Raw genomic sequence first — 12,315 nt, 5'->3', positions numbered from 1 at the left:
GTTGCTGCTGCTCGAGCCGGCCTTGCGCTAAATGGCCCTAACAAAGCCTCTGGACGTGCCGGTGGGTGATCAAGCAGACAGCGAGTCCGAGGAAGGCTTCATGGATGTCGTCGCGTCGCTCCCAGCGGATGCGCAGGCGGCGGAAACCGTGCAGCCAGGAGATCGTCCGCTCGACGACCCAGCGGAAGGTGCCCAGGCCGGTGCCGTGCGGTTGCCCCCGCTCGGCGATCGCGGGCCGGATCCCGCGCTGCCGTAGGAGCCGACGGTACTTGTCGTGGTCGTAGCCGCGGTCCGCGAAGAGCATGTCGGGCCGCCTGCGTGGCCGTCCGACGACTCCGGCCACTGCCGGGATCTTGTCCAACAGTGGCAGCAGTTGGGTGACGTCGTTGCGGTTTCCACCGGTCAGCGACACCGCGAGCGGGATGCCTTGGCCGTCGGTGATGATGTGGTGTTTGCTGCCCGGGCGTGCGCGGTCGACCGGGCTGGGTCCGCTTTTGGGCCCCTGCGGGCGGCCCGGACGTGGGAGGAGTCGATCACCGCCCGAGACCAGTCCAGCTGGTTCTTCGACCGGAGCTTGTTCAGCAGCAGCTGGTGCAGCTGGTCCCAGACGCCGGCTTCGTTCCAGGCCGCGAGGCGCCGCCAGCAGGTCATGCCCGAGCCAAAGCCGAGCTCCTGGGGCAGGTACTCCCACTGGATGCCGGTGTGCAGGACGAACAGGATGCCGCACAAGGCCTGACGGTCAGGCACTCGCGGCCGCCCTTCCACCAGCTTCGGCGGCGGCTCGGGCAGCAACGGCTCGATGAGCGACCACAGTTCGTCCGACACGATCCACGGCCGCGACTGACGCTTCCTCATGTTCGCATCAACGAGTGATCAAGCCGACAGTCACATGATCAAACCGCTTTTGTTAGAACCAGTAAGCGGGATGGGAAGTGGCCAATTGCACCGGCCGCAGCCGAAGACGTGTTTCCACGATCGACCGTCAGTGCCCCAAGCCGCTAGGCTTTTGCGTGTCCATGCAAAAGGTCTGAGGCCGACTCGCCAGCGCATGGCCCCGGGGGGAGCCAGGTTGATACGGATCAGTCTGTCGACGGATGACCTGGAGCGGTTACAGGTCGCCGACGCGCCTGACTTCGGTTACGAGCTCGCGATGGGCGGGGCTCAACTGGCCGACCGGACCCCCAACCGAACTCCGTCGGGGTGGCGGCTGGAGGTCGCCCGCGGCTGGAACCCCAACGACAGCAGGCTGTTCGACCTGTATACGAACATGTACATTCCGGCGTTCTTCGATCAGGTCGCCCACGCAACACCGTCAGGAATCGACCCTGACTCCCCACCAGCTACCGCTCATCTGCGGGACCTGGCCCGATCCGGCGCCCTGACTCCATTCACCCGCGCGCTTGCCGATGGCCACTCGGGCGCGGTGAGAACGCTGAACCACATCCTCACCAGCTTTCGCACCACGGCCCTGGACCCCTACCGTCGAGGGATCACCTCGGCCGTCGCCACCGCATCAGCCAGGGCAGGAGTCCATACCGCGATCGGCGGCATTGACGACATGCTGAACTCCTTGCACCCGTCGATCCGCTGGGACGGTCAAAGACTGCTCCTGAACACCATCATCGAAGCCGAAGAGTCCCTCGAAGGGCGTCCCTTGATCTTCCAGCCCACGGCGTTGGCCTCCCGAATCATGTTCGACCCGCTGGCCGATTCGGTGACGGTCACCTACCCCGCTACCGCCGGCGCCATCACCCGCGACCCCGAGCTCCACATTCCGGCCCAGGCCTTGGTGTCGCTCCTGGGAGCGACGAGGGCGGCGGCACTGGTCGCCGTGGTCAGGACGCCGGGCCTGACTACCGGACGGCTCGCGGCGACTCTCGGAGTATCGGCCGCAGCCGCCTCGCGACACGCCTCCGTCCTGCGCGAGTCCGGCCTCATCGCCACCGTCCGCAACGGCCAAACGGTCCACCACGCCCCGACGCGACTGGGCACGGACCTGGTACACGGATCAACCGACGACAGCCAACCCGGGCGTGGCGCAGAGCGGCTGTCAGTGCCTCATCCAGCGCCAGCCGTGCGGTGACGTGCCGCTCAGCGCCTCTCGGTCCGGAGCGCCGGACCGAGGACCTCGCATTGTGGCCTAGGGCGCGTATCGGGTCGTGATCAATGAGCATCGCAGCCTCCGGGGCGGGTGCCCCGTCTGGGGTGCGGGGCCCGGCGATCTGCGGCTGCGCCGTGTGGACGCCAGCGACAGGAAGCGTTGCCGCAGGCAGGTAGTGGCGGGGCCCGAGGGCCCCGGCTGCGTGCCCGCCGGGACGGCGTGTCAGACCACGGCGAGCCGATCCACCAGCAGCTCCACCCTCGGCTCGGCGTCCTCGGGCAGCAGGCGGCCCGCGCGGGTCAGGGTCGCAAGGCCGTGCAGGGACGCCCAGAACACCTCGGTGAACAGCCCCGGGGGGACGCCGTCCCCGGCGACCTCGGCGAGAGTCTCCAACAGGGCGGCGAAGGCGTCCTTCAGAGGCTCGGGGGTGTCCTCCTGCGCGTACGCCAGGCCGCCGTCAAGCTGGAACAAGGCGTCGTAGACCGCCGGGTTGCGTGCGGCGAAGTCGAGGTAGGCGCGGGCCAGAGCGGCGACCCGGGCGCGCGGGCCGTCCGCGGCGGAGGTCGCGGCCCGCACCACTGTGGCCAGTTCGGCGGCCCCCTGAAGGGCGACGGCGCCGATGATCTCGCGCTTGCCGCGGAAGTGGCTGTAGAGGACGGGCTGGCTGTATTCGATGCGCTCGGCGAGCCGGCGGGTGGTGACTGCGTCCCAGCCCTGCTGCTCGGCGAGTTCGCGGGCTGTCGCCACGATGAGGCGCTCACGCTCCGCCCGTTCGCGCTGCTTGCGTTCCTGTACCGACATGATTCGATCCTAGCACCGCTAGACAATCGAGCGTCAGCAGTACTAGCGTTGCCTCATCAGCTAGCAGCGCTAGTTCACGGAGGGATCGCCATGCTCAACGCACTCGAGGTCGTCACCACCGTCGTCGTCGGCCTGATGGTGGGGGTGGAGTTCTCCGTCGCCTTCATCATGAACCGGATCCTGGACGCGCTTCCCGAGGACAGCGGCCAGCTCGGCCGCGCCCACGGCGGCCGGATGCTCGGCGCCCTGATGCCGTTCTGGTACATCGGCTCGCTCGCCCTCAGTGCGATCTGGGCCGTCGCCGGGTGGCACCACCACGGCGCCGGACTCGTCGCCACCGCCACCGGACTGCTGATCGTCAGCGTGGTCATGTCGGTGCTGCTGCTCGTCCCGATCAACAACCGGGGCAAGACGTGGACCCCCGAGAACCGGCCTGCCGACTGGAAGGAGCAGATGAACCGCTGGGACCGCTTCCACTACGTCCGCGTCGCCGTCATCATCGCCGCCTTCGCCCTGCTCGCCACCGCCCTCGTCTGATACCGCCGCTGCCCCCGACGTGCGCTGGTTCTCCCCCGTATGCCGACGGCTTTTTGCCCCGTCCGGGGTGAGCCCGAGAGGGCTTCGGACTTCTGACCCGCAGGCCGACGCCGCGCCGGTGGCGCAATCCCCACTCCCCTGGCGGCAGCTGGCCAACGAAACCCCGACATTCGGGAACGCAGCTTCCGCTCAGATCCCACAACTGCGATCCCGGCAAACTACACCCCTCGATCAGCCGCGTCCGCGTGGCCCGATCAGGCCCCACAGGACTCAGCAAGCTCCACGAAGCTCACCAAGCCGACGAGGACTCGCAAGGAGAAGAACAATGTCGCTGAAGAAGATCAACACCGTCCTGGCCGCCGCCTTCATCCTCTTCATCCTCTGGTTCGGGGGGGAGTTCATCCTGAGCCCGGAGACGACGGCGCCGGGCTTCGGCCTGCCGAACTGGCCGTCCGGCGACGGCGACGGCTTCCTGATCATCAAGGGAATCCGCGACGTCGTCTTGGCCCTGGTCCTGGGCATCCTGCTGGTGACGGGCCACCGCCGGGCGCTGGGCTGGGTGCTGCTGGTGGAGGCCCTCGCCGCGTACGGCGACATGGCCACCGTGCTGGCCCACCACGGCTCCGTGGCCACCGCGCTCGGCGTCCACTGCCTGACCGCGACACTGATGGTGGTCAACGGCCTGCTGATAATGCGCGAGACCCGCAAGGTCGCGGCCGCTCCGGCAACACCCACCCCACAGCCCGTCTAGGGCGCGGATCGGGTCGTGATCAATCCGTGGGTTTCGCCCCGTTCCAGGCCGTGGCCCGGTAGACCTTCGTGCGCGACTCGCTCGCAACTGACGGACGACCTGAGGGCCATGAACGACCTCACCGGCCATGCACTCAGCCACTACCTCAGCTACGAGAGCGGCACTACCCGCCTCCAGGGACGCATCCTCAGCGAGAACGGCCCGCAACTGCAGATGATCCTGGACGAGGCGGCGCTGCGCCGCCAGGTGGGGGGACCGACGACCATGGTCAGGCAACTGGAATTCCTCAAGGGCCTGGCCACGCGCAGGAAGGCCGATCTGCGCGCCCTGCCCCTCACGGCCTGACAGAGCCAGGAGGCGCACTCACGATCCGGGACGACTTTGAACTCCTGTGCCACTATCAGCGGTGCTTCGGGGACCTGCACGACAGGACACTCTCCCAGACCGACACCCTGGTACTCATAGACGACCTCATCGAGCAGCACCGCCACACCTGACGGCCACAACGCCGCGTATGCAGTGGCTGGCTTTGCAGGCGAGTTTCGAGAACGTCTGTTGCTCATCGGTGAGATCGCCTCGTTCCACGCGAGAGTGATGTCGCTGATTCCTAATGCCGTTTGTCAAGCAGCGGGGAGGCTAGCGGCGTGAGCTCGTAGCACCGGCCGTCGCGCAGGAGACCTCGCACCTTCGGATACTGAACAAAGCCGACGTGTAGAGATCAGCGAGGTAGGAGCAGTCAGCATCGCCTACAGCCACTTCTCAGTAGGCGACGTTGGGAACGAGGCTTCGAGCGCAGGGAGAGCAAGCCGGATTTCCACACTTCCGAACCGGTCATCACGGCTCCCGGCCAGCTCGTCGTGACGTCGCGGGTTCAGGAGCACACTGCTCCGGTCGTGTTGGCCGTCAACGACCAACTGGACGAGGCGCCAGGCCCGGTCTGGACCCTGGTCGCTTCGGTGGACTACCAGCCGGTCTACAAGGGCCGCATGGCAGCGTTTGACACGATGAACGGCCCGGCCCGGCAAGCTCGTGAATCGATTGAGGTGTTCGGTCGGCAAGCTGAACCGGGTGAGCAGTTTGTGGACTTGGATCCGTCCCGTATCTACCGCGCACAGGTATGGTCACAGGGCCGGAGCGACTCCCACGGACGACTCAACGCTGCTACGGAGCGCGAGGAATCGGGTGTTCGTGAGGGCTTCGAGGCGTATGTGATCGTCTTCGTTCCCTCCGCAGCGCAGGAACCGCCGACTCCCTCCGAAACCAGCAGCCGACGAGGGCACATGGCCCGTACGAAAGGAAAGCCCCCACTGAACATGCGCTGACCCCTTCTGGGAGGTCCGGGGCGGCCGGACGGTCCGCCCCCGCTGCTGGCGCAGGCTGGTTAATTCACGAAGATGCCGTACGCGTGGTTGTGCAGGATCCGGTCACCGCCGTACCAGTCGGACAACTCCGAGCCAGCCTTGCTGTTCTCGGCACCCAGCACGTAGCGGACGGAGAAGTTCCCGTCACTCAGGCCGGCGCCCTCCATGTAGCTGTCACTGGGACGACTCAGGCCCCGGCACGCCGGCTGCGGCAGCGTCGTAGTCGGCCCAGTTGCGGTGCAGGGGCGGCCGACCGTCCAGATGTCGCCCGGGATCACCTTGTCGGCCTTGTGCGGGTAGGTGGCCTGCGGCCGGTACAGCGCGTCGTAGACGTGGTTCGTGACGCCCGCAGTGTCGCACTCGGCGCGGTCGTAGGAGAACACCGGCACGACACGGTCGAAGGTCACCCCCTGGTCGTAGAACTTGCTACCGTCGCCAGCGACCTCCAGTGGTGCTGGTACACGCCGGTCGCGATGTCGTCGTGGCCTGTGCCGGTGCCCTTGGCAGACACCAGGCCGTAGGCGATGGACTCATCCCGCCAGGCCCCAACCGTCTCGGTGAAGCGGTTCGAGGAGATGTCGGCGACCTTGCAGGTGTGCGCTTCGATGGTCGCGACCCGCATGTTGTCGGAGCCGGTGTCGATTTCGGTCTCCCGGAACCGGACCGTGCCTTCGACCTCACCCTGGCCGTTGAGCTTGATGGCTGTGTTGTAGCGCCAGCGGCAGAAGCTGAAGTGGTTGATCACCTTGCCGGCGGTTGTGTGGGTGTCCGGCATCGCCCGGCGCCGTTCCTTGGTGAGGGCCACGGCGGCGAGGATCCGCTCTTTCGCAGCGGCGTTGCCTGCATCGACGACGCACTCTGGCCGGACCCCTGAGCGATCTTCTGCTCGCCGGCCTCGCTGGACGGTTGCAGGGCCTGCGGCGTCTCGCTGGTCTGCAGCCTCTGAGCGGAGACGAATGAACGTTGCTTGGCCAGGGCGCTTTGGTACTTGAACACCCAGCGGCACACCCTGCGCGAGTTCGAAGACTTCTCCAACGGACACCGGCTCTACCGCGGCATAGCGAACGCCCGACCGCTGCATCCCTTGCCCGAAGCCATCACCGATCCAGGGCAGATCACCCGCCTCGACAACGGACAAGAATTCCGGCAAGGGCAGGTGCAGTAGTGATGGCTGGGACGCGAATGCGGAAGCGGCAATTCAAGCCGCCCCGCCCAGCACGGCTGCCGCCACCGCCCGTGCCTCGGCGGCCGGGGCGGTGGTTCGTTCCCGCAGCGCGGTGACGATCGCCCCGTCCATCAGCAGGACGAAGCGCCGCGCGAGTGCCTCGGCATCTTCGTGACCCGCGCCCCCGAGAAGGCCCGCGACATACGACGTGACGCGCTCCTTGTGCTCGGCCGCGACCCGGTACGCGGAACTGCCCGTGTCGGCGGTCTCAACCATGGTGTTGATGAAGGCGCAGCCGCGGAAGTCGGCAGTTGCGAAACGCTCGGCCAGCGCGTCGAAAACGTCCAGGGGCTGCCCGCCGAGCGCGTCCACTCTCTCGGCAAGCCAGGTACGCCAGGCCCGGTCGCGTCGCTGCAGCACCGCCACCACCAGGTCGTCCTTGCCGGCGAAGTGCCGGTAGAAGGAGGCCCGGCCGACTCCGGACTCGGTCAGGATGCGCTCCACGCCGACGGCCCGAATGCCCTCGGCGTAGAAGAGATCCTCGGCGGCGTCGAGGAGGCGTTCGCGTGCTCGGGTGGCCATGGGCCCAGTGTATCCCGATCTTGACGAAGACGGAACCGATCAGTACCGTCTGGCTCAGCCAAAACGGAACCGGTCGGTACCATCTGGAGGTCGTAATGCCCCGTATGCCCCAGTTCACCGCAGACTCTTCGGGTCTGCTCGACGAAACCCACCGCCAGCTCGGCCGCGTACCCAACCTCTATGCCGCGCTCGCCAACGGCCCGGCCGCCCTCGGCGGCTACCTGGCCCTGCGTGACCACCTCGCCCGGGGCGTCCTGCGCACCCGACTGAGGGAGCAGCTCGCGCTGCTGGTCGCGCAGCAGAACCACTGCACGTACTGCGTCAGCGCCCACACACTGCGCGGCCACAAGCTCGGCCTGACCGACGAGCAGCTGACCCGCACCCGCCAGGCGGCGGACGACACCGACCCGCACGCCGACGCGATCCTGCACCTCGCCCGCGAGATCATGCGCACCGGCGGCCAGGTCGAGGACAAGGCACTGGCCGACGCCCGCGCCGCCGGGGTGACCGACGCCGAACTCGCGGAGATCGTCGCCCACATCGCACTGAACACCCTGTCGAACTACTTCAACCACCTTGCCCAGCCCGACCTGGACTTCCCGGAGGTAGCGGCGTGAACCGCGACTGGCGCAAGGGCGCAATCGAGCTCGTGTCCGGCTACACCCTCAAGGACGCCGAGGGCCGCCCCGTCGACCGCGCCGACGGCATCGAGTTCGCGATCGAGGGCGGCTTCGTCAACGTCCGGATTCCCGAAGTGCCCGGCAGCCAGCTGGTGTCGGCCCCGGCCGTGCGCCTGATCACCAGCGAATCCTGACCGGATCCGCCTCTGGGGCGCCAAGGCGCCCCAGAGGCGCGCCTCCCCGAGAAGAGGATCCGAGCCCACCGCCTTTTCTGATCGCGGTCGCTTCTCTCCTGCAGGGCGACCGCACCCCGGGGAGAACGGATGTGGTGGCACCGTGACCCGCAGCGCGCTGAGGAGTACGGCCACCACCAAGCCCGCGGCGGGCAATCGGTCATGGCTGTTGAAGTGCGGGCGGCCGCGAGGACGCCGACCCAGAGGATGTGGGTGGTGCGGGGCCCGGCGGCGGGTACGAGACGGACGCCGCCCTGCGGGAGCACCCCGTGCCCGCAGTCTGTTCGCGCGAGCCCGTGGTGTCCGCTATGACCCTTCAGCACCCCTTATCCTCGGGGCTTGTCCGTGACCGATGGCACCGCGCCCGGCGGGTAGTTCAGCGGGCGAGGCGGGTGCTGGACGGTGAGGGCCCGAGCCGCCTCCGCCAGTCCGAGGGCTGCCGGAGCGGAACGTCTGCCCGCTATCGATCGCCGCCCTGTTCCGCTCGCACTCCCGCTCCGATGCCGACGGCTGTGGGGTGGGGCTCCCCCTGACAGTGTGCGAAGGCTCCCGGTGGACCGTCGTACGCCGGTGCCGAGCGACTGGAAACGAACCACCAAGATCCGCACAACCCTTCCGGCCCGTCAACGGTCTTGGGGGTGCAATCAATCGAGTTCATATATGGGGGAACGGAAGTGCGCAGCCATATCCGTCGTGCCGTCGTGATCGCCGCGGCGGCCACGACGATCACGGCCCTGACCGGGGGCCTGCCGGCCTCCGCCGGTGGTACCCAGGCCCAAGCCGCTACCACGGGTCCCGCGCCCACCCGGTACGCCGACGATTTCAACGGTGACGGGTACCACGATCTCGCGATCGGCGCCCCGGACGGCGCGGTGAACGTCCCCGGTCCGGACGGGAATCCCACCCGGGCCCTGAGCGCGGGCTACGTCACCGTTTCGTACGGCTCGAAGTACGGCGCCCAGAAGACCGGCCTGAAGGCCGTCACCCAGAACAGCCCCGGCGTGCCGGGCGACGCGGGGCAGGACCAGCGGTTCGGCCGAACGCTCGCCAACGGCGACTTCAACGCCGACGGCTACGCGGACCTCGCGGTCGCCTCGCGCTCCAAGACGCTCGACGAGGTCTCCCTGCTCTGGGGCAGCCCCACCGGCCTCAGGAGCGGCGCCCGGATACCCGGCAGTGAGGCCGGACCTGGTTTCGGCACGGTGCTCAAGGCCGGCGACTTCACCGGAGACGGCAAGACCGACCTGATCGTCGGCTACTCCATGGCGATCCGCCTGTACCGGGGGCCCTTCACGGCGGACGGCACGCCTGCCTCGGTCCAGCCGGTGGACGTGGGCGCCATGTTCAATTACACGGACGCCCAGAAGCGGCTGGCCGTGGGCCGGATCAACAAGGGCCCCGCCGACGACCTCGTGGTGCTCGGCGAGGAGCGCAGAAGGGGCCGGGTGCTGCTCGGAGGTGCGTCCGGGCTGCGCCAGACCCCGGCCACCGTTCAGGGCGGTGACAGCGTCGTGATCGCCGACTTCGACAAGGACGGATACGGCGACGTCGCGGTGGGCGACTCGGCGTACGACAGGGACTCCGAGCGCCACGCAGGCCGGGTCCAGATCAGCTACGGCGCGTCCGGCGGCGTGGACGAGAACCGCGTCACCAAGACGTTCACCGAGGACAGCACCGGCATCCCGGGCGGCGTGGAGGCGGGGGACGGCTTCGGCATCGACGTCGCCGCGGGCGACCTCAACCGGGACGGCTACCCCGAGCTGATCGTCGGCGCTCCCGGCGAGCACCACGCCACCTGCGAACACTGCTACATCAGTGGGGGCGGCATGTACGTACTCAAGGGCTCGACCAAGGGAGTGACCGGCACCGGAGCCGCGTTCTACGCCTACAACACGGCCGGCCTGCCCCGCCCCGCCGGCGTCTACCGCATCCCCCAACTACTCAAGACCACCGACCTCAACGGAGACAGGCAGCCCGAAATCACTTTCCCGGTCCGGGCGAACACATCGGAGGTCTGGTCGGTCGGAACGAACGACGGCAAGGTCGCCGGGACCGCACCCACCCGCGTGGTGAAGCCCCCGGTGGACTCCCAGATCCCCTGGACCGGGAACGAGTTCGGCGTACTCACCCGCTGACCGGTACTCGGCACTGAAGAGTCCACGCCCACGTCGCCATCGGTTCGGCGCCGAATGCCTCCCTCGGGCCGCTCGCCGCTCGCCACCGGCCCATGGCGAGCGGCCCGACGCGAACTGCAGGACCGGATCAGTTCGTGCAAGGGCCCCAGGGAGGACGATGCCGGCTCCTCCGGGGAGGTCGTGGTCAGCTTCCACACCGGCTTCACGGGCGTGGAGTCCTTGGCGTAGGTGCACCAGAAGGCGTGGTTGGTGGGCTTGCAGTCGGCCGGCCCGCTATCGGGCTTCGAGCTGTTGGGCGACTGCGACGGCATGAGCAGTTGGGGGGTCCTTCGGGCCGTTGCCGAAGGCCTTGCGCTGATCCGCGCTCCACATGTCGGCGCCGGAGTGCCAGGCTTCGGCCGGGGGGACCGTGTGCGGCTCCGGGCCGCCGCAGATACCGGCCTGGTCGCAGACACCGGCCCGGCCACGGGTACGGCCGGGCCGGGCGGTCCCCCGCCCCGAACCGTCAACGTGGAATGATCAAGAAATGACCGGACGGACGCGCCGAAGTGGCACGCTCCGGGGGGAACCCACAGCCAACCCCTCAGTGATGATCTGCATGGACCCGCCCCGCAGCACTTTCGCCGACCTCCCCGCCGACGAACACATCAAGGCATTCCGAGTGATCGTCTCCGTGTTCAGCGTCGCCGACACCCGCCGGAGTAAAACGCACTGCAAAGGCACATGCAGACACGCATGGCACAATCTGCCTCCCACAGCTGAGGAGACATAGCAGCAACGACTCCAGCGGGCTCTGGCCGAGGGCAGATTGAGTGCACAATGATGTAGGTGTGGCGGCCCTCTTGGTTCGATCAGGTCATGGGCGGAGCCACGTACACAGGCAGGTCCAACGGGGGGGGGTGGCCGTGCTGCGCATCGACATGGACGCACACACTCTGGCGAACACGCGCCTTGCTATTTCGCCGCTCGGCAACACCATCGATGCCCTGTGGCTGGTACGGCAGAACACGGCGTCCCGCAATCAAGGGTGGAGCGCTCGTCTGCGGGAGACGATCCGCAACGAGAAGCTGACCTTGCTCGGGTCCTTGTTCGGCGGATCGTGGGACTACGTCCCGGACTTCCTCACCCCACAGCCCCACACCCCGGAGATGGCCGTCCAGGACGAGTTACACGAAGTGGCCAGCGCCGGTCCTGAGCGGCTGAGCACCGAGCTCAAGATCATGATCGACGGGAACCGGGCGATGCGCGTACAAGGCGGCCTCGCCCCCAGATCCGTGCTCGATGCGGTGCAACAGGGCGAGCGCGCATTCGCCGAACGGATGGCCTCGGAACTGGACCAGCTGTGGCACACGGCGATCGGGCCGAACTGGGCGCCCCTGCGCGCCCGGATCGAGGCGGACATCGCCCGACGAGCCCAGACAACCGCTCGGGACGGCCTGGCCGGCATGCTCACCAGTCTCCATCCCCGGATCATGTGGAGCGGTGACCATCTACGTCTGGTCACCCGCTTCCGGGGCCAGATCGCCGACAACACCTCCCTCGTCCTCACGCCCTCCGTGTTCAACACCGACCTCCACATGATCATCGACCCGCTTCCCCCCGGACCGCTACGCCGACAGCCGATGCTGGTCTACCCCGCCTGTCCCGGGCCCGGCGCCGCACCCGCGACAACGTCCCCCGCCGGCGCACTGCTGGGAGTGACCCGAGCCAAGCTCCTGTCCGACCTCGAGATCCCACGCACGACCACGGAACTGTCCGAGCGCCACTTCCTGGCCGCGAGCAGCGTCTCCTACCACCTCGGGATCCTGCACCGTTCCGGACTGGTCACCAGGACCCGTATCCGAAGCCGCGTCTTGTATCAGCAGACCTCGCGCGGGGCCGGTTTGCTGTAAGGACCCCTGACACAAGCGGTGGGCTTGACCTGGTCAGAGGTCGGTGTCGTGCACGAAGCCGCTGGGTAGCGGGACGCGGTCAGCCGCGTAATCGCACGCCATAAACCCGGCGACGTCGGCGAACATCCCCGGGATAC

At 68.0% G+C, this 12,315-nt stretch carries 16 protein-coding genes; 11 read left to right on the top strand and 5 right to left on the bottom strand.

The window, feature by feature from the left end:
- Positions 1–37: 37 nt before the first annotated feature.
- Positions 38–855 (bottom strand): IS5 family transposase gene (locus ACWC0C_RS34665; RefSeq protein ID WP_450868136.1). Its coding sequence is split into 2 segments (ribosomal slippage): positions 38–504 and positions 504–855, totalling 819 coding nucleotides; the frame shifts between segments, so codons are not numbered across the junction.
- Between the two features lie 214 nt (positions 856–1,069).
- Here ACWC0C_RS34665 and ACWC0C_RS34660 point away from each other — a divergent pair.
- On the top strand, positions 1,070–2,083 hold the full coding sequence (locus tag ACWC0C_RS34660) for a MarR family transcriptional regulator (RefSeq protein WP_450868134.1): 1,014 nt from the start codon (positions 1,070–1,072) through the stop codon (positions 2,081–2,083).
- Between the two features lie 240 nt (positions 2,084–2,323).
- Here ACWC0C_RS34660 and ACWC0C_RS34655 read toward each other — a convergent pair whose 3' ends face one another.
- Complete coding sequence (locus ACWC0C_RS34655; RefSeq protein WP_450868133.1) at positions 2,324–2,902, bottom strand: TetR/AcrR family transcriptional regulator; 579 nt, start codon at positions 2,900–2,902, stop codon at positions 2,324–2,326.
- A gap of 90 nt (positions 2,903–2,992) precedes the next feature.
- Here ACWC0C_RS34655 and ACWC0C_RS34650 point away from each other — a divergent pair, with 90 nt between their 5' ends.
- The 4 genes from ACWC0C_RS34650 (at position 2,993) to ACWC0C_RS34635 (ending at position 5,512) form a co-directional block, all read left to right on the top strand.
- Positions 2,993–3,439, top strand: coding sequence for an anthrone oxygenase family protein (locus tag ACWC0C_RS34650; protein WP_450868131.1), 447 nt, complete (start codon positions 2,993–2,995; stop codon positions 3,437–3,439).
- A 325-nt stretch (positions 3,440–3,764) separates the two neighbouring features.
- Positions 3,765–4,190 (top strand): DUF4267 domain-containing protein, encoded by a 426-nt coding sequence (locus ACWC0C_RS34645; protein WP_450868130.1) that lies wholly within the window; start codon positions 3,765–3,767, stop codon positions 4,188–4,190.
- 108 nt (positions 4,191–4,298) lie between these two features.
- Positions 4,299–4,535 (top strand): Scr1 family TA system antitoxin-like transcriptional regulator, encoded by a 237-nt coding sequence (locus tag ACWC0C_RS34640; RefSeq protein WP_450868129.1) that lies wholly within the window; start codon positions 4,299–4,301, stop codon positions 4,533–4,535.
- A gap of 548 nt (positions 4,536–5,083) precedes the next feature.
- Positions 5,084–5,512: a hypothetical protein gene (locus tag ACWC0C_RS34635; RefSeq protein WP_450868127.1), complete on the top strand. Its 429-nt coding sequence runs from the start codon at positions 5,084–5,086 to the stop codon at positions 5,510–5,512.
- A gap of 59 nt (positions 5,513–5,571) precedes the next feature.
- On the opposite strand, the gene ACWC0C_RS34630 is transcribed toward ACWC0C_RS34635, so the two are convergent.
- Together ACWC0C_RS34630 and ACWC0C_RS34625 are read right to left on the bottom strand one after the other, a co-directional pair.
- Positions 5,572–5,958: a hypothetical protein gene (locus ACWC0C_RS34630; RefSeq protein ID WP_450868126.1), complete on the bottom strand. Its 387-nt coding sequence runs from the start codon at positions 5,956–5,958 to the stop codon at positions 5,572–5,574.
- Complete coding sequence (locus tag ACWC0C_RS34625; protein ID WP_450868124.1) at positions 5,955–6,356, bottom strand: hypothetical protein; 402 nt, start codon at positions 6,354–6,356, stop codon at positions 5,955–5,957. The genes ACWC0C_RS34630 and ACWC0C_RS34625 overlap by 4 nt, the downstream gene beginning before the upstream one ends.
- Before the next feature lie 183 nt (positions 6,357–6,539).
- Between ACWC0C_RS34625 and ACWC0C_RS34620 the strand changes: the two genes are divergently transcribed.
- Positions 6,540–6,716: a hypothetical protein gene (locus ACWC0C_RS34620; protein ID WP_450868122.1), complete on the top strand. Its 177-nt coding sequence runs from the start codon at positions 6,540–6,542 to the stop codon at positions 6,714–6,716.
- A 33-nt stretch (positions 6,717–6,749) separates the two neighbouring features.
- Here ACWC0C_RS34620 and ACWC0C_RS34615 read toward each other — a convergent pair whose 3' ends face one another.
- On the bottom strand, positions 6,750–7,298 hold the full coding sequence (locus tag ACWC0C_RS34615) for a TetR/AcrR family transcriptional regulator (protein ID WP_450868121.1): 549 nt from the start codon (positions 7,296–7,298) through the stop codon (positions 6,750–6,752).
- Between the two features lie 95 nt (positions 7,299–7,393).
- Between ACWC0C_RS34615 and ACWC0C_RS34610 the strand changes: the two genes are divergently transcribed.
- The 5 genes from ACWC0C_RS34610 (at position 7,394) to ACWC0C_RS34590 (ending at position 12,178) form a co-directional block, all read left to right on the top strand.
- On the top strand, positions 7,394–7,915 hold the full coding sequence (locus tag ACWC0C_RS34610) for a carboxymuconolactone decarboxylase family protein (RefSeq protein WP_450868120.1): 522 nt from the start codon (positions 7,394–7,396) through the stop codon (positions 7,913–7,915).
- Positions 7,912–8,112, top strand: a complete 201-nt coding sequence (locus ACWC0C_RS34605) for a hypothetical protein (protein WP_449199904.1) — start codon at positions 7,912–7,914, stop codon at positions 8,110–8,112. The genes ACWC0C_RS34610 and ACWC0C_RS34605 overlap by 4 nt, the downstream gene beginning before the upstream one ends.
- Positions 8,113–8,825: 713 nt before the next feature.
- Positions 8,826–10,286, top strand: coding sequence for an FG-GAP-like repeat-containing protein (locus tag ACWC0C_RS34600; protein WP_450868118.1), 1,461 nt, complete (start codon positions 8,826–8,828; stop codon positions 10,284–10,286).
- A gap of 370 nt (positions 10,287–10,656) precedes the next feature.
- Positions 10,657–11,058 (top strand): DUF5958 family protein, encoded by a 402-nt coding sequence (locus tag ACWC0C_RS34595; protein WP_450868116.1) that lies wholly within the window; start codon positions 10,657–10,659, stop codon positions 11,056–11,058.
- Positions 11,059–11,191: 133 nt separating this feature from the next.
- Positions 11,192–12,178, top strand: a complete 987-nt coding sequence (locus ACWC0C_RS34590) for an ArsR/SmtB family transcription factor (RefSeq protein ID WP_450868114.1) — start codon at positions 11,192–11,194, stop codon at positions 12,176–12,178.
- Positions 12,179–12,315: the final 137 nt, after the last annotated feature.

Source organism: Streptomyces sp. NPDC001709 (assembly GCF_053596375.1).
This window is presented reverse-complemented; position numbering and strand designations above follow the sequence as displayed.